Raw genomic sequence first — 16,445 nt, 5'->3', positions numbered from 1 at the left:
TTTTAAGTTTTTACCATCTTTAAATTTGTTCATAGCTTTAGGCGCAATATTTAAAAGCTTCTTAAATCTAGCTTTTTGCTTGTCATCTTTTCAAGGCGGATTATGATTAAATCATACTAATAATATAATTTCTTTAGTGATAAATAAGAACAAGCAATCACCGCATATTTAGGCGTAGAATTTTGGTTTTTACAAAATGTTTCTAAATAAGTATCATTTTATTACGAATTTTTTACACTCATAAAATCTTTATTTGCAAAGATGATTTTAGTAAAATTTTACCATATCTTTATCTCGCGAAAGATTTTATAATAAATATAAGCTTAAAAATTTATATTTATTATAAAATTTAAAAATTTATAGATAAATATCACTGATAACTCACATATAAAATGATATTATTTCATATAAAGAATAAATATAGATGTTTTAAATAAAAATATCTTTAATTTATTCTTATCTTAATTATAAAGGATATTTCATGAACCATAATGATTCAAGAAGAAAGTTTATCAAACTTGCAGGTGTTGGTGTAGGTGCTAGTATGCTTGGTGGATCAAATTTAATGGCTAAACCAATTGATGTAAAAGATGTTAAATTTGATGAAGAATATGATGTTGTTGTTATAGGAACAGGTTTTGCCGGACTTGCAGCAGCAGCAAAAGCAGCAGAAAAAGGTTTAAGTGTTCTTGTGATTGAGAAAATGGGTAGAGTTGGTGGAAATTCAACCATAAATGGTGGTGGAATGGCAGTTCCAAACAATCCTATTCAAAAAGAAAGAAATATTAAAGATTCAAAAGAAATTTTTATCAAAGATTGCTTAAAAGCGGGACTTGGCATTAATCATGTTGAACTGCTTGAAACAATAGTAGATAGAGCTGCTGATTCTGTATCTTTTGCAGAAAAATGCGGTACAAAATTCCAGCACGAACTATCATGGTTTGGCGGTCACTCAGTCCCTAGAACAATTGTTACTGAAAATAATAGCGGCTCAGGAATAATCATCCCTATGTCAAAATATGTTGAAGAAAATGAAAAATGCAAACTTTACAAAAGAACAAAATTTGATGAGTTTGTGCTTGACGAAACTGGTAGAGTTGTAGGAATAAAAGCTAGAGTTAATTATAGATTTGATTCAAAATTACTTAATGACGATAAAGAAAACAAAAGCGGTGAAGTTAAATATTTTGGTGCAAAAAAAAGGTGTTGTATTAGCATCAGGCGGTTTTGGTATGGATAAATTTTATAGAAAATTACAAGATCCAAGAATTCCTGATGATATGGATTCTACAAATCACCCAGGAGCAACTGCTGGTGCTATGGCTAAAGCATTTGAAATCGGAGCTTGTCCGGTTCATGTAGATTGGATTCAATTTGGTCCATGGGCTAGTCCAGATGAGAGAGGTTTTGGAGTGGCTCCGATTTTAACTCAACAAGGTTTATTTAAATATGGAATAGCTGTTGATGTAAAAACAGGAAAGCGTTTTATGAATGAGCTTGCTGATAGAAAAACAAGAGCTGACGCTGAATTTGTAATACTAAGAAAAGATCCTAAGGCCAACCCAGTTGCGATAGGAACTGAAAATACATTTGGTCCAGAAATTAAAAATGTAATCCAAAAAGGCTTAGATAGTGGCGTTATGAAAAAATACAACACACTTGATGAGGTTTCACAAGCTTACAAAATTCCAGCCTCTGCTTTAAAAGAAAGTGTTAAAAAATACAACGACGGAGTTAAATCTGGAAAAGATGAATTTGGCAAACCAGTTGAAACAACAGGCGGAATTGATATTTCAAAACCACCATTTTATGCTGAGCGCGGCGTTCCAAAACTTCATCATACAATGGGCGGAATTAAGATAAACACAAAAGCACAAGTTATTTCTATTAATACAAAAAAACCAATACCTGGGCTTTATGCAGCAGGTGAGGTTACAGGTGGAACACACGGAGCTAGCAGACTTGGAAGCGTGGCAATCACTGATTGTTTAACTTTTGGAATGATAGCTGGAGAAAATATCTAACTTTTAAGTTGCCCAAATTTTTGGGCAACTTTTCTAAGGAAAAACAATGAAATATATGCGACTTTTGTTTAGTTTTTTATTTTTTGCCTGTATTTCAAATACACTACTTGGCGAAGAAAATTCATCTAAAAGTGCGATTGTTTCTATTTTAGAAATTAGTGATGAGCTTAGAGCAAAACACAAAATCAAACCACATCACGCAAAGCTTTATTTTGATTGTATCCACTGCCATACAAATCAAGGAGATAATCCTGCTAAATTTAAAAACCCAGGAGATGAGGACTGTTTATCGTGTCATAAAAGCAAAGAGCATATGGCTAAAAGAACAGGATTTATGGATACTTTGAAAGCAAATCCGCATAATTCGGTTCATGATGGACCAAATTTGTATTGTGATGAATGTCATATGGAGCATTCAAAATCTATAAATATGTGTGATGAGTGTCACGAGGCTGAAGTTAAACAATGGATGAGGCCTACACCATGAAAAAGAAAATTTTATCATTTATTTGCATTGGTTTTTTAATCGGAGTTGTTGTTTGTTACGCTATGTATGAGGGCGTTACAAGAACTAGTGGGGAGAAATTTTGCATAGTTTGCCATGAAATGGCACCAATGCTTGCTTCTTATCATAACGATGTTCATGGTGGTGCTGGAAAAATGGGCATAAAAGCTCAGTGTGTAGACTGTCATATGCCACATAATAATATTTTTAACTACATTTTTACAAAGGCTAAAAATGGAGTAGTTGAAGGATACATACATTTCTTTAAAGATGTTGATCAAATAAATTGGTTAGAAAATAGAAAAAATAGATTAAGGTTTGTGTTTGATGATGGATGTTTGAAGTGCCACGCAAATTTTCAAAACTTGCCTGAAATTAGCCCAAAAGGTAAGCAAATGCACGAGCATTATACGAGTTTGTTAAATACAGACAAAAAAATTGGTTGTGCTAGTTGCCATTTGGAGGTTGGACATAGTAATTTAAGAAGCGTGTTAAATTACTATGCCAAAGAACCTGAATATGAAATTTATAAAGATAAACCAAAAATGCTTGAAGAAAAAGATAAAATTGTAAAAGAATTAAGTGAGCAAAAATAATGTAGATTAGACAAAGGAGTATAAAATGAAAGTTTGTTTGATGAGAATAGACCATAAGATGACAGAAATTTTAAGTTCTATTTCAAAACAATTTAAAATTTCATTTTACTCTTTTGAGGCATTTTTCGATATACCTATAATTTTAGATCACAAAATTCGCTATGATGCTTTTGTGCTAAATATTTATAATGATTATAAAAGTGGGATTGAGTTTGTAAAATCTTTAAAAGAAAGCTCAATTCAAGCGCCTGTTATAGTAATTTTAAATCAGATAAGTGCTAATTTGATAAAAGAACTTTATTATATTGGGTGCGATGATTTTATTTTAAAAACAAATGAAATAATTTCAGATTCTGCACAAATTCTTTTTAAAATTTTAACTCATTGTAAATATAATAAATCTCTTGTTTATCATATAAAAAAAGGTGTTTATTTTAATGTTGATTTATCATGTCTTTTTGTTGGAAAGAATGAAATTTATCTTGGAAGAAAAGAGTCTAAGCTTTTAGAAATTTTACTTAGACATCGTAGAAAAGTTGTTACTATGAGACAAATAGAAATTTTTGTTTGGGGTAATGAAATTCCTAGAGATGAAGCTTTTCGCTCTCTTGTAAGACAATTAAGATCAAAAATTCCCTTTGAAATAAAAAATTTTAAGGGAATTGGATATAAAATTCCATAATACTCTTTTTATATTAGAGTAAGATTTTTAAACCATATATTTATTTTAATTTATGTTGTAAATTAAAATAAAGCTTTTATAAAGCCGTTTTATTTAATAGATCCTAACATAACTTATAAATTTATTAAAAACTTATCTCTTTTATATCCGCAACTCTTAAGAATGCTTTGTAAATTTGACCTATGATTGCAATTCTATTTGATTTTATAGACTGATTTTCTACATTTATCATAACATTATCAAAAAAGTAATCTATATGATTTTTAAGACTAAATAGAGAATTTAAGTATATTGTGCAATCTTTTTCATTAAGATTTAGTTTATTAAATTCGCTATGAAGATTTTTTTCAGCATCTAACTCAAATAAATTTGTATCAACTTCTATTATATCTTCATTTTTGATAATATTTGCAAGTCTTTTAAAAGTATCAAATTTATCCTTAAAACTCTCATCTTTGCTTATCTCATCAAGTGCTTTTATGGCATTATCAAGTTTTTTGATATCTCTTTGACCGCTATTTATACAAGCTTTAACGATAGACGCATTTGCATCATACATTGTCATCATTCTATCAAGTATAAAATCAATTAAAGTGTTTACATCAAATTTAGCATAATTTGGCGATATTTCTTTTAAAATGGCATTTATATCAAAACTTAATGTTTCATTTAAAACTATTCTCAAAATTCCGTTTGCAGCCCTTCTTAAGGCATAAGGATCTTTATTTCCAGTTGGAATTTTATTTATGCTAAAAAGCGCCATAAGGGTATCTAGTTTGCAAGAAAGCGAAACTAAAGCTGAAAACAGGTTACTTGGAAGCTCGCTATTTTCGCCTGTTGGCAGATATTGTTCTTTTATGGCTGTGCAAACTAGCTCATGTTCGCCAGCATTTTTTGCATAATATCCACCCATAATACCTTGAAGTTCGCTAAATTCTCCTACCATCAAACTAACAAGGTCTGTTTTGCTTAGCATTATTGATCTTTCTAAAAGCTCATTTATATTTGAAATATTAAATTTACTAAGCTCATCTTTGTATAAATTTGCTAGAATTTGTGCTAATTTTGCTTCGCTTTTTTCTTTTTGCTCTATGCTTCCAAGTTCTTTCATGTACACAACATTTTCTAGCATTTTTGAGTCAAATTTTGTTTTTAGATCACTTTGCCAAAAAAACATTGCATCACTAAGTCTTGCCCTTAAAACCTTTTCGTTTCCTTTTATTATAAGCGAATAATCATCACTAATGGCGTTACTAACTACGATAAATCCATTTAATAACTTACTATCTTTAAAAACAGGAAAATATCTTTGATTTACTTTCATAGAAGTTATGATAACTTCACTTGGAACATCTAAAAACTCATTTTCAAATTTACCAAGAAGTGCAGTTGGATACTCTGTTATAGCGACAACTTCGCTTAAAAGTTCATTGTCTATTTGTATTTTTATGTTGTGTTTTTGCTCTAAATTTTTAAATTCTGTTAAAATCTTGTTTTTTCTCTCTTCGTCTTTAAGTATTATCCCGTTTTGATATGTTTTGCTAAAATATTCATCTATAGTGTTAAATTTAACTTTATCATATCCATATGCTTTGTGCGGAAAAAATGCTTTATCACTTTGTATGCCAAAAACACTCATTTCAACACTTTCATCTCCTAGCATACAAACTATAGATGTTATCGGTCTTATAAACTCAAACTCGCCATTTCCCCAACGCATAGATTTGCCAAAATTTAAAGATAATAAAAATTTATTTATCATTTCACCTAAAATTTCTTTTGAATTTTTGCCTATTTTTTCTTCTTCGTAGTATAAAACTTCTTTTGCGTTTATTTCTTTAAATTCAAGTTCATTTTCACTAATACCACATTTGTTTGCAAAACTAAGAGCAGCTTTTGTCCAAACTCCATCTTTTTGTGCGACATTTCTTGGTGCACCTATATTTTGTATAACGCTATTTGGCTGTTTGCTTAAAAATTCATTATGAGAAAAGATAAGTCTTCTTGGTGTATAAAAAAACTCAAATTTGGTTTTTAAGCTGTATTCTTCTAATATTTTTTCCCATTTTGTTTTTATATTTGGAAGCTCTTTTAAAAATGGTATAGCAGGTAGTTCTTCAACTCCAATTTCAATCAGTAATTTCATCTTTTTTCCTATCTTTTATAATTTTATTTATCTCATCTCTTTTTCTGTTTTTTTCATTCATCTGTTTGTTAAATCCAATTATCATAAATGCCATAAAAATACAAAATGCCGTTATGATGATAAAATCTATCATTTTATGATAAGTTCCTTTTGACCTTTATAATTCCAAAATAACGCTTCTTTCAAATCCAAGTTGTCATTTAACTTTTTAGAGCGTGAAAAAAGTTTGATTTTTCCAAACTCAGTGTGTAAATATCCATTTTTTACATCGCCAACTATATTTGTTATGATATCACCGCTTCTTGCTTCGTTTATATTTTTAAAATCAATTTTGTATTTATCTATATTTGTAATTTTATCATAAGAATTGATAATTTTTGCACTAGTTATCTCAAAATTTCCATCATAAATTTCGCTTTTATAAGCTATCAAATCATAAATTTTCCCAACATCAACCACTGCGTTTTTGTCAAAAACAAATACGCTTTCTCCGTGTCCTTGAGAAATCACATATCCAGCTTCATCTTTGTAAATTACAGCTGCTTTTTGTATGAGTGTTTTGGTATTAATTTGTTGATTTTTATAAATTTCATTTATAGTTTTTGTCGCTAAATCAATACTTGTTTTTTCGCTATTTATGCTAAAACAAAGTGGCAAATGATCTGAAATTTCAAAGTAGTTAATATCAGCTTTGCAAATCCCAAAACTTCCTTTTTTGTAGTATGGTGAACTTTCAAAAAAACTTTGTGATAATAAAACATGATCTATTGCGCGCCTACTTTTGTGAGAAATTTGAGAATTTACTGGCACTTCATCCCAAAGGTTTGTAAATTTATTTATCCTTATAATATCGTTTAGTAAGAAATTATCTCCTAAATCGCTGTTAAAATCTCCTAGTAAAATTAGATTTTTTTTGCCGTTTTTGATTGTTTCATTTATAGCTTGATAAAGTGTTGTAGCTGCAGCTTTACGGTGTCTTATTGGGTTTTTGGCAGCTGGAAAGTGATTTATAAATATACTAAACTCGCTATCATCAAATTTAAAATCTGCTCTTAAAATATCCCTTGTTTTTACGCTTTTTACGGCATAGTTTTTTGTGCTTAAAATTTCTATTTTAGACATAACTCCAACTCCAAAAGGCGAAGTTTTATCTTTTGTAAATTTATAGAATTTATAACCACTTTGTTTTGCTAAATCTTGCAAAGTTGAGTAGTTTTCAACTTCTTGTAGTGCGATGATATCTGGGTTTATTTTGTTTATAACCTCACTTAAATTTGAGAGTTTTTCTTGATATTTTTTTGTATTCCAAGAAGATTTTTTGATATTAAAGTCATAATATTCTGTTCCATCAAATTTATCATCAAAAAGATTTTCTACATTATAAGTTGCGATTTTTAGCTCACTTGAATATAAAAAAACAAAAGATATTATAAGTAAAAATATTTTTTTCATTTTCTAAACTCGAAATTTTTTATATTTTGTCTAATTGCTTCATAAGCTATTATCCCAACACTCATAGCTAAATTTAAACTTCTGCCACTTTCTCCCATTGGTATTGTTATAGCATTTTTCCAGTTTTTTTTCATAAAATCCATTGGTAGCCCTGTGCTTTCACCACCAAAAAATATAAAATCGCCACTTTTGAATTTAGTATCATAATATAATTTATCTGTCTTTGTGGTTGCAAAGTGAAATTTATCAAAGTCGCTGTTTGTATTTAAAAAATCATCCAAACTTTCCCATATTTTAGGATTTAATTTTTTCCAGTAATCAAGTCCAGCTCTTCTTACAGCTTTTTCGTCAATATCAAAAACGGTTGGTTTTATAATGTGTAAATTTAGATTTGCATTTACACAAAGCCTGCCTATGGCGCCAGTATTTTGTGGAATTTGTGGATGAACTAAAACTATGTTAAACATCTAAAAAATTACTGTTTTGTTGTTATAAACAAAAATTCTATCATCAAACACAAGATCAAGTGCTGCAGCAAGGACATTTCTTTCGATATTTCTACCTACTTTCTGCATATCTTGCCAACTCATCTCATGATTTACTCTTGCTACATCTTGAGTTATTATTGGTCCTTCATCAAGGTCGTTATTTACAAAATGTGAAGTTGCACCAATGATTTTTACACCTCTTTCATAGGCTTGTTTATAAGGATTTGCTCCTATGAATGCAGGTAAAAATGAGTGATGAATGTTAATGATTTTGTTTTCATAAATATTTACAAAATTTGGTGACAAAATTCTCATATATTTTGCTAAAACCATATAATCAAAACTAAATTTACTAAGTAAGTTTAAGATATCTTGTTCATGATCTTCCCTTTTTGTTCCATTGCTTTCAACACAATAAAACTTAATGCCAAATTTCTCTACAAGTTCTCTTAAATCATCGTGATTTGCAATTACAGCCAAAATATTCGCATTTAATTCACCACTGCTATGTTTTATTAGCATATCTCCCAAGCAATGAGTTTCTTTTGTGGCTAGTATAATTATATCTTTTTTGCTAGATTTTTTTAAAACTATATTTGCTTCGCTGCCAAGCATTGCACTAAGTGTGCCACAAAATGCAGTTTCATCTATACTTTTTTCGCAGTCTATTTCGGCTCTATAAAAAAATTTATTAACTTCATGATCGACAAATTCGTGATTTTTTGCTATATTTAATCCAAATTTAAATATAGTATCAGATATTCTATATATCAATCCTTTTTGGTCTTTGCAGTCGATTTTTAGTATGTATTTTTCCATAATTTTAACCTTTTAAAAAAGGTGCATTTTATCAAAATTTCACTTTTAAGTAGTTTAATTATTTTTAATCAAAAATTTATCTATTTCTTCTAGCTTTCTTCTTTTGATTTCTATTCCGATATTTTTACCACTAAACCCATCTTTTATAACATCGCTTGAAGATATATTTGTTTTAAAGGTATTATTATAAATTCCTAGATTTTTTGCTATATTTACGAGTTCTTTCGTATCTAATCCAAGCCAGTTAGAAAGTGGCATTTCAAGGCTAGTTATAAGAAGATCTTTTTTTGTTGGATTTTGGAAAAATGGCTCATTTAGTATTTTTTTATATTGAAAAGATAAATTTAAATGTTTTAAAAGTTTTGATTTATTGCATTTTGTTATATTTGAAAATTTATATAAAAAATACATATCATTATCAACAAGTTTAAATCCATCATTTAAATTTTGACAAATTTTTTCAAATTCATTTTTTGTTATTTCTATACCAAAAACAATCGGACAAAGATTAAGTTTGTAAAGGCATTTAAATGCTTTTTCTTGAAATTTTCCCTTAAACATTTTTATCATTTCAAGGCGAATTCTATCTTTACTAAGATCATTTAAATCAATATTTTTCATAATTTCAAAGCTGTTTTTATCTATATTTAGATTAAATCTTGCTACAAATTGGATAGCTCTTAAAACTCTAAGACTATCTTCTTTAAAACTCTTTGCATCAATAATTTTTAAAATTTTATTTTCTAAATCATTTTTTCCACCCCAAAAATCCAAAAGTTTTCCATCAAATATATTTAGCATTAGCGAATTTATAGTAAAATCGCGTCTTTTTGAAGCTAATTTTTCGTCATTGCAGACACTAACTTCAAAAGCTTTGTGGCCATGACCTATCTTGGTTTCAGTTCTTGGAAGAGAAATATCGATATTTTTATATTTATAAACAAAATAGCTTTTACCAACGCCAACTGCACCGATTTTTTGCATTAAAAGTTCAAATTTATCTTTAGAAATATCATAAACTTCTATATCATAATCGATATTTTTGATATTAAGTAGTTTGTCTCTAACGCTGCCGCCAACAAAATATGCTCTATTTGTATATGGTTTTAAAAAATCAATAACTTCTTTTAAGTCGTTATTTTCGCAATTCATCTAGTCTATTTTCGATGCTAGCAAGTAAAAATTCTAAAAATTTTATTGTTAAATCTAGTCTTAAACTTATATCGCCTTTTGTATTTTCGTTTAAGCCTTCAAACAACACCAAAATTCTCTCTTTTGTATTTTGTAAAAAAATCTGCTCTTTTGTGTTGTTATCGCCATCTATTTGATTAAGCTCTTGTTTGATTTGTGCTATATTTTGTGCATTATCATCAACTTTTTGCTCACTTTTAAATATCTGCTGTTCTCTTTCTTGTTCTAATTCTGCACTGATTTCATCAGCTACGCTTTTTGCCAAGTCTTCTAGTTTCATATTTTTATCAACCATCTTTTAAATTCGTTTATTTCTTCATCAGTTTTTAAATTTACAAAAAAATCAAGCATATACTCATTTACATCTTTATATTTTTTTCTAAGCCCGGAAATTCTGCGTATTGCATTTGTCGCATCTTTGTTGTGTGGGTCTGATTTTAATATATTTTTATATACCAAAAGTGCATCATCCTTAAGACCTTGAGACTCATAAATAAGAGCCTCTGTTATAGTATTATTTCTCATATCTTGTTACATAGTTAGCTATAATGCTGCCTATCTCGCTAGTTGTGCATATTTCTTTAGCACCAAATGCTGCTAAATCTTTTGTTCTATAACCATCTTTTAAAGTTTGTTTTACAGCATTTTCTATACATTTTGCCGCATCTTCTTCATTAAAAGCATATCTTAGCATTAAAGCTGCACTTAAGATAGTTGCCATTGGATTTGCTATACCTTGATTTGCTATATCTGGTGCACTTCCATGAATTGGTTCATAAATGCCAACTTTACCACCTATGCTAGCACTTGGCAAAAGTCCGATAGAGCCACAAATCATACTTGCTTCATCGCTTAAAATATCGCCAAATAGGTTTTCTGTTAAAATCACATCAAATTGTTTTGGATCTCTAATGATTTGCATTGCAGCATTATCAACATACATAAAACTTAGTTTTACATCCAAATAATCTTTTGCAACTTCATTTACAACTTCACGCCATAAAGAGCTTGTTTCAAGGACATTTGCTTTATCAACAAGACATAAACTTTTTTTTCTTTTTTGTGCTATTTCAAAGCCTATTTTTGCTATTCTTTGTATCTCTTGTTTTGAATAAATCATAGTGTTATATGCTTTATCGCTCTCTTGTTTTCTTGGTTCGCCAAAATATATGCCGCCTGTTAACTCTCTAAGAACTACAAAATCAACGCCTTGTACAACTTCTTTTTTTAAATTTGAGGCGTCTATTAACTCATCAAAAATTGTTGCTGGTCTTATATTTGCAAACACTTCTAAATTTTTTCTAAGTTTTAAAAGTCCGCTTTCTGGTCTTTTATCGCGCGGTAGATTGTCCCATTTTTCTCCGCCAATTGCACCAAAAAGCACAGCGTCGCTACTTAATGCTTTTTGCAAAGTTTCATCTGGAAGTGGTTCGCCAAATATATCATAAGCAGCTCCTCCCATTTGACAATATTCATAATTGAACTCTATATCAAATTTACCACTTATTGCATCTAGTACTTTTATCGCTTCATCTATGATTTCAGGACCTATACCATCGCCTTTTATTACACAAATATTATATCTTTTCATATAAATTAACCTCAATTTTATTTTATTGAATTTTTAGCGTATTTTATCAAGCCGCCACAGCTTAAAAGATTTTGCATAAACTCAGGAATTGGTTTAAATTTATATGTTTTTCCTGTAGTTAAATTTTTAATTTTTCCATTTTTTAAATCAATATTTATTTCATCACCCTCATTTATTTCCTCTGTTTGATTAATTTCTAATATTAAAAGACCTGTGTTAAAACTGTTTCTATAGAAAATTCTTGCAAAAGATTTTGCTATAACGCAGCTTATTCCAGCTGCTTTTAGCGCAATAGGAGCATGTTCTCTACTGCTACCGCATCCAAAATTTTCTCCAGCTACTATAAAATCACCTTGTGAAATTTTAGATGAAAAACTACTATCAGCATCCTCCATTATGTGTTTAGCTAATATGTTTTCATCTGAAGTATTTAGATATCTCGCTGCTATTATTATATCTGTGTCGATATTGTTTCCAAATTTCCAGACCTTGCCTTGCATAAAACTACCTTTTTTTAAATTTATGTATTTTATCAGAAATTTGTTTTTAAAATAATAAAATTTACCAAAATATCATCCATAAAGCAACTATGCTAAGAAAAATAGCTGAAAGTTTTGGATTAAAGATATGTTTTGCGATAAACTTTTTAAAAAAAGTTCTTTCGCATTTAGTATGTGTAACTTTGTTATCTTTGATTTTATTTGATACAAAAAAGTAACCAATCTATCAAAAAAACCTTTATAATTATGGGAAAATCCCATAATTATTTTTTAACTTTCTTTAAATAATTTAAAAGCTATATTTTTGGTTCGTGAGTTGATATCTTTATCTTTTTGAGTTGCTTTTATTTTTGTTACATATTTTTCTAAAAGATCATGGCTGTTTATTTTAAGCTTATTTTGGGCTGGCACAACTTGCGTGTATTCTCCATCTTCTTTAAGTTCATAAGCTAAAACATTATCTCTTAGTTGAATGTGTAAAATTTCTTGTAAAGTATTTTTATGTTTTTGTTCGTAAATAGGCGTCATAAGTTCAAATCGTCGCTCTAAATTTCTTGGCATCCAATCAGCACTAGATATGTAAAATTCTGGATTTGAGTGTTTAAAATAAAATATCCTTGCATGTTCAAGGTATTTACCGATAATAGAGCGAACTCTTATATTTTCACTTAAATCTTTTACCCCTGGTTTCAAGCAACAAATTCCGCGTATTATAAGATCTATCTTAACTCCTGCTCTACTTGCATCATAAAGTGCATCTATCATATCACTATCAACAAGTGCATTCATTTTTGCTATGATTAAACCCTCGCTTCCTTTGTCTTTTTCATTTTTTATCATTTCAAGTAGTCTTGATTTTATTTGCATTGGCGACATAGAAAGACTATTTAAAGTTCTGTTTTTGCTATATCCAGACAAGATATGAAAGAAGTCTGTGGAATCTTTTGCAAATTCTTCTTTGGTAGTAAAATAACTAATATCTGTATAAATTTTAGCACTTCCGCCATTGTAGTTTCCAGTTCCAAGATGCATATAAAATTTAAGTTTGCCATTTTGTTGGCGTATGATTTGAGTAACTTTTGCATGGACTTTAAATCCAGCAATTCCGTATATCACATGTGCACCTGAGTTTTCAAGAGCTTTTGCCCAATGAAGATTGTTTTCTTCATCAAACCTAGCTTTTAATTCAACCATAACAGTAACTTGTTTGCCATCGCTTGCTGCATCTATTAGCGACTGAACTATTGGTGAGTTTTTTTCAACTCTGTAAAGAGTCATTCTTATGGATATTACTTTTGGATCTTTTGATGCTTCTTTTATAAGAGTTGCCACTGGATCAAAACTTTCATAAGGTTGATATGTCAAAACATCAGTTTTATCAAGAGTATCAAAGATAGATACATTTTCATCAAATGGTTGTAATACTTTTGGTGTATAAAGTGGCAAACCAAGATGTAAGAAGTTTTTATTTCCAACTATTTGCCAAAGCGAGTCAAGTGTTAATGGTATGGAGTATTCATATATGTCTTTTTTGAAAATTTTCATATGCAAATTTAAAAATTCTAAAATTTCAGGATCAGCGTTGGCTTCTATTTGAAGTCTTACAAAAGCACCTTTTCTGCGAAGTTTTAGACCCTGTTCTAATATCATCATAAAATCATCAGCTTCTTCTTCTTCTATTACAATATCTGCGTTTCTTGTAACTTTAAATGTTGCCGAGCTAATGATCTTATATCCTGGGAAAATCTCTTCGGCATGTTTTCTAACTATGCTTTCTATTGGCACATAAGTAGTGTCATCTGCTTCAAAAAATCTTGGAATTACTCTTGGGATTCTTATCATTCCAAATTTCATATGGTCACTGTGTTCTGGATCAATGATTTTTACAGCTAAAGAAAAACTAAGGTTGTTTAGATGAGGAAATGGGTGTGTTGCATCTACCGCAATTGGGACAATAACTGGCATTATATTTGAGAAAAAATACTCATCTGCTTTTTGTTTTAAATTTGTGTTTAGCTCATCATAATTTTTTATAAAAAGACCATTTTTAGAAAGTTCTTTTGTAATATTTTTATAGTGGTTTTCAAGGGTAATTTTTTCATTTTTAAGATATTCCCTTATCTCTCTTAACTGATTAATTGGTGCCATTCCATCGTTGCCACTTACCACAACTCCAGCTACAAAAAGTTGTTTTAAACCAGCTATTCTAATCATATAAAACTCATCTAAATTTGTTGTATAAATAGCTATAAATTTAAGTTTTTCCATTAATGGAATATTTTTATCACATTGAGATAAAACTCTTGAGTTAAATCTAAGCCAAGAAAGTTCTCTATTTATATAATCATTTTTGTCTTTTGCCATAACTTATTCCTCATAGATAAATTTTATAGTTTGCATTTTACCTAGTTTTTGCTTGATAAAAGTTTTATTTGATTAAAATGTTTCTAAAATGTAGTTTTAAATTTTTCTTAGTTTTGCTATCTCATCACGCAGTGCTGCTGCTTTTTCAAATTCAAGCTTAGAAGCAGCATCCATCATCTGTTTTCTAAGCTCTTTTACTATTTTAGCTCTCTGGCTTGCTGGCATTTTTTCGCTATTTTTACTAACTCTGTAAATTTCTGCCCCATCTTCTATTTTTAAGCTTTCTTCAATGTTTCTTGTGGCACTTTTTGGTGTGATATTATTAGCTTTATTATACTCATCTTGAAGCTTTCGTCTTTGCTCTGTTGTATCAATGGCTTCTTTCATAGATTTTGTTATTTTTTTACAAAACATTACAACTTCGCCATTTAAATTTCTAGCAGCTCTTCCTATGGTTTGTATAAGGCTTGTTGTAGAGCGCAAAAAACCTTCTTTGTCTGCGTCCATTATAGCAATTAAAGAAACTTCTGGCAAATCAAGTCCCTCACGAAGTAAATTTATACCTATTAACATATCATAATTTCCGCTTCTTAAGCCTCTTATCAACTCGTTTCTCTCGATAGCATCGATATCTGAGTGCATGTATTTTACCTTAAGCCCAAGTTCTAGATAGTATTTTGTGAGCTCTTCTGCCATTTTTTTGGTTAAAACAGTTACAAGAATTCTCTCTCCTCTATCTATGACTTTTTTTGCCATATCGTGCAGCACTTCGACTTGGTTGTCACTATCTTTTAAGGTGATTTTAGGATCAAGAAGTCCAGTTGGTCTCATAATTTGATGAAATACATTTTTTCCACTTAGTTCTAACTCATACTCATTTGGGGTAGCTGAAACAAATAAAAATTTAGCCTTTTTTGATATAAACTCATCAAATTTCAAAGGGCGGTTATCAAGTGCTGAGGGAAGTCTAAAACCATACTCTACAAGAGTTTCTTTTCTACTTCTATCTCCTGCATACATACCACGAAACTGAGGCAAACTTACATGGCTTTCATCAATTATAACAAGATAATCATCAAAATTTATCTCATAATAATCAAAAAGTGTGTATGGTGTTTCACCTGCCTTTTGCCCTGTTAGATAGCGTGCATAGTTTTCAACACCTTTTGTTGATCCTGTTGAACTTAGCATTTCAAGGTCAAACTCAACCCTTTGTTTTAGCCTTGCATACTCTACAACCTTACCTTCTTTTTCAAAGTATTCAAGTCTATCTTCAAGTTCAGACTCAATGCCTTTTATAGCTTCTTTTAGTCTATCAACGCCAACTATAAACTGACTTGTTGGATAGAGTATAAATTTTTTAATCTCTTTTGTTTTTTTGTTTTCTAACACATCAAAATGATACATATAATCTAGCTCATCTCCAAAAAATTCAAGCCTTAGTGCTTCATCGTTATGGTAAGCTGGGTAAATATCAATAGTGTCGCCATTTACTCTAAAATCGCCTCTATCAAAATAGTTATCATTCCTTTTATATCCCATTTCAACTAGTTTTAAAAGCAGTTTTTTTTGACTTAAACTTTTTCCTAGTTCAAAATACATAACCATACCTTGATACTCTTTTGGATTTCCAAGACCATAGTTTGCAGAAACCGAGGCAATTGTTATAACATCATCATAACTTAAAAGTGAAGCTGTCGCACTTAGTCTTAGACGCTCTAACTCTTCATTTACTGAGCTGTCTTTTTCTATGAAAAGATCGTTCCTTGGTATATAAGCCTCTGGTTGATAATAATCATAATAGCTTATAAAATATTCTACATGATTTTTTGGAAAAAATCCCTTAAATTCACTATAAAGTTGTGCCGCTAAGCTTTTATTGTGTGTCATTATAAGAGTTGGTATATCTAAATTTTTAATAATATTTGCCATACTAAAAGTTTTACCACTTCCAGTAACTCCAAGCAAAGTTTGAAATTTATTTCCTGCTTTGATAGATTTTACAATGCCATCTATTGCGTTTTGCTGGTCTTTGTTTGGAGAAAATTTACTAGAAATTTCAAAATTTTTCACTTACTTTCCTTATT

The 16,445-nt window shown here is 29.7% G+C and carries 15 protein-coding genes and 1 pseudogene; 4 read left to right on the top strand and 12 right to left on the bottom strand.

Features of this window, described 5'->3' with window-relative positions; all coding sequences use genetic code 11:
- Positions 1 to 481 precede the first annotated feature (481 nt).
- The 4 genes and pseudogenes from CSPB_RS06510 to CSPB_RS06495 all read left to right on the top strand — a co-directional run bounded on the left by CSPB_RS06510 (position 482) and on the right by CSPB_RS06495 (position 3,807).
- Positions 482 to 2,024, top strand: a pseudogene (locus CSPB_RS06510) (flavocytochrome c).
- Positions 2,025 to 2,079: 55 nt separating this feature from the next.
- Positions 2,080 to 2,511, top strand: coding sequence for a cytochrome c3 family protein (locus CSPB_RS06505; RefSeq protein ID WP_404813395.1), 432 nt, complete (start codon positions 2,080 to 2,082; stop codon positions 2,509 to 2,511).
- Positions 2,490 to 3,125 (top strand): cytochrome c3 family protein, encoded by a 636-nt coding sequence (locus CSPB_RS06500; protein WP_235606480.1) that lies wholly within the window; start codon positions 2,490 to 2,492, stop codon positions 3,123 to 3,125. Before CSPB_RS06505 ends, CSPB_RS06500 begins: the two co-directional genes overlap by 22 nt.
- Before the next feature lie 25 nt (positions 3,126 to 3,150).
- The gene (locus CSPB_RS06495) at positions 3,151 to 3,807 is read left to right on the top strand and encodes a response regulator transcription factor (protein WP_089193610.1); all 657 of its coding nucleotides are present in this window, start codon (positions 3,151 to 3,153) and stop codon (positions 3,805 to 3,807) included.
- 124 nt (positions 3,808 to 3,931) lie between these two features.
- Here the strand turns inward: CSPB_RS06495 and glyS are convergent, their stop codons facing one another.
- The 12 genes from glyS to uvrB form a co-directional block, all read right to left on the bottom strand.
- Positions 3,932 to 5,953, bottom strand: a complete 2,022-nt coding sequence (gene glyS / locus CSPB_RS06490; RefSeq protein WP_089193609.1) for a glycine--tRNA ligase subunit beta — start codon at positions 5,951 to 5,953, stop codon at positions 3,932 to 3,934.
- Positions 5,937 to 6,086 carry a hypothetical protein gene (locus CSPB_RS08690; RefSeq protein WP_193625231.1) on the bottom strand — a complete coding sequence of 50 codons (150 nt, stop codon included), beginning with the start codon at positions 6,084 to 6,086 and terminating at the stop codon, positions 5,937 to 5,939. The genes glyS and CSPB_RS08690 overlap by 17 nt, the downstream gene beginning before the upstream one ends.
- Entirely contained in the window at positions 6,083 to 7,405 is a 1,323-nt protein-coding gene (locus CSPB_RS06485; protein WP_089193608.1) for an endonuclease/exonuclease/phosphatase family protein, read from the bottom strand. The genes CSPB_RS08690 and CSPB_RS06485 overlap by 4 nt, the downstream gene beginning before the upstream one ends.
- A complete protein-coding gene (locus tag CSPB_RS06480; RefSeq protein ID WP_089193607.1) occupies positions 7,402 to 7,872 on the bottom strand; it encodes a tRNA (cytidine(34)-2'-O)-methyltransferase in 471 nt (156 codons plus the stop codon). Before CSPB_RS06480 ends, CSPB_RS06485 begins: the two co-directional genes overlap by 4 nt.
- The gene (gene purU / locus CSPB_RS06475) at positions 7,873 to 8,712 is read right to left on the bottom strand and encodes a formyltetrahydrofolate deformylase (protein ID WP_089193606.1); all 840 of its coding nucleotides are present in this window, start codon (positions 8,710 to 8,712) and stop codon (positions 7,873 to 7,875) included.
- 54 nt (positions 8,713 to 8,766) lie between these two features.
- Positions 8,767 to 9,864 (bottom strand): tRNA nucleotidyltransferase/poly(A) polymerase family protein, encoded by a 1,098-nt coding sequence (locus tag CSPB_RS06470; RefSeq protein ID WP_089193605.1) that lies wholly within the window; start codon positions 9,862 to 9,864, stop codon positions 8,767 to 8,769.
- Positions 9,848 to 10,183, bottom strand: a complete 336-nt coding sequence (locus CSPB_RS06465) for a CiaD-like domain-containing protein (RefSeq protein ID WP_089193935.1) — start codon at positions 10,181 to 10,183, stop codon at positions 9,848 to 9,850. Before CSPB_RS06465 ends, CSPB_RS06470 begins: the two co-directional genes overlap by 17 nt.
- Positions 10,180 to 10,428, bottom strand: coding sequence for a hypothetical protein (locus CSPB_RS06460; protein ID WP_033916103.1), 249 nt, complete (start codon positions 10,426 to 10,428; stop codon positions 10,180 to 10,182). The genes CSPB_RS06465 and CSPB_RS06460 overlap by 4 nt, the downstream gene beginning before the upstream one ends.
- Positions 10,418 to 11,494 (bottom strand): 3-isopropylmalate dehydrogenase, encoded by a 1,077-nt coding sequence (gene leuB / locus CSPB_RS06455; protein WP_033916104.1) that lies wholly within the window; start codon positions 11,492 to 11,494, stop codon positions 10,418 to 10,420. The genes CSPB_RS06460 and leuB overlap by 11 nt, the downstream gene beginning before the upstream one ends.
- A gap of 17 nt (positions 11,495 to 11,511) precedes the next feature.
- Positions 11,512 to 11,994: a 3-isopropylmalate dehydratase small subunit gene (locus tag CSPB_RS06450; RefSeq protein ID WP_089193604.1), complete on the bottom strand. Its 483-nt coding sequence runs from the start codon at positions 11,992 to 11,994 to the stop codon at positions 11,512 to 11,514.
- A 270-nt stretch (positions 11,995 to 12,264) separates the two neighbouring features.
- The gene (locus CSPB_RS06445; protein ID WP_089193603.1) at positions 12,265 to 14,358 is read right to left on the bottom strand and encodes an RNA degradosome polyphosphate kinase; all 2,094 of its coding nucleotides are present in this window, start codon (positions 14,356 to 14,358) and stop codon (positions 12,265 to 12,267) included.
- A gap of 96 nt (positions 14,359 to 14,454) precedes the next feature.
- Complete coding sequence (gene uvrB / locus CSPB_RS06440) at positions 14,455 to 16,431, bottom strand: excinuclease ABC subunit UvrB (RefSeq protein WP_089193602.1); 1,977 nt, start codon at positions 16,429 to 16,431, stop codon at positions 14,455 to 14,457.
- Positions 16,432 to 16,445 lie beyond the last annotated feature (14 nt).

Source organism: Campylobacter sputorum, from assembly GCF_002220775.1.
Lineage (GTDB): Bacteria > Campylobacterota > Campylobacteria > Campylobacterales > Campylobacteraceae > Campylobacter_F > Campylobacter_F bovis.
Note: the sequence above shows the minus strand (reverse complement) of the source record. Positions and strands in the feature narration are given on the sequence as shown.

Coding starts and splice junctions, on each gene's coding strand:
- CSPB_RS06450 (WP_089193604.1), bottom strand. CDS start 11,994: ATGCAAGGCAAGGTCTGGAAATTTGGAAACAATATCGACACAGATATA.
- CSPB_RS06505 (WP_404813395.1), top strand. CDS start 2,080: ATGCGACTTTTGTTTAGTTTTTTATTTTTTGCCTGTATTTCAAATACA.
- leuB (WP_033916104.1), bottom strand. CDS start 11,494: ATGAAAAGATATAATATTTGTGTAATAAAAGGCGATGGTATAGGTCCT.
- CSPB_RS06460 (WP_033916103.1), bottom strand. CDS start 10,428: ATGAGAAATAATACTATAACAGAGGCTCTTATTTATGAGTCTCAAGGT.
- purU (WP_089193606.1), bottom strand. CDS start 8,712: ATGGAAAAATACATACTAAAAATCGACTGCAAAGACCAAAAAGGATTG.
- CSPB_RS06465 (WP_089193935.1), bottom strand. CDS start 10,183: ATGAAACTAGAAGACTTGGCAAAAAGCGTAGCTGATGAAATCAGTGCA.
- CSPB_RS06445 (WP_089193603.1), bottom strand. CDS start 14,358: ATGGCAAAAGACAAAAATGATTATATAAATAGAGAACTTTCTTGGCTT.
- CSPB_RS06495 (WP_089193610.1), top strand. CDS start 3,151: ATGAAAGTTTGTTTGATGAGAATAGACCATAAGATGACAGAAATTTTA.
- CSPB_RS06500 (WP_235606480.1), top strand. CDS start 2,490: ATGGATGAGGCCTACACCATGAAAAAGAAAATTTTATCATTTATTTGC.
- CSPB_RS06485 (WP_089193608.1), bottom strand. CDS start 7,405: ATGAAAAAAATATTTTTACTTATAATATCTTTTGTTTTTTTATATTCA.
- glyS (WP_089193609.1), bottom strand. CDS start 5,953: ATGAAATTACTGATTGAAATTGGAGTTGAAGAACTACCTGCTATACCA.
- CSPB_RS06470 (WP_089193605.1), bottom strand. CDS start 9,864: ATGAATTGCGAAAATAACGACTTAAAAGAAGTTATTGATTTTTTAAAA.
- CSPB_RS06480 (WP_089193607.1), bottom strand. CDS start 7,872: ATGTTTAACATAGTTTTAGTTCATCCACAAATTCCACAAAATACTGGC.
- CSPB_RS08690 (WP_193625231.1), bottom strand. CDS start 6,086: ATGATAGATTTTATCATCATAACGGCATTTTGTATTTTTATGGCATTT.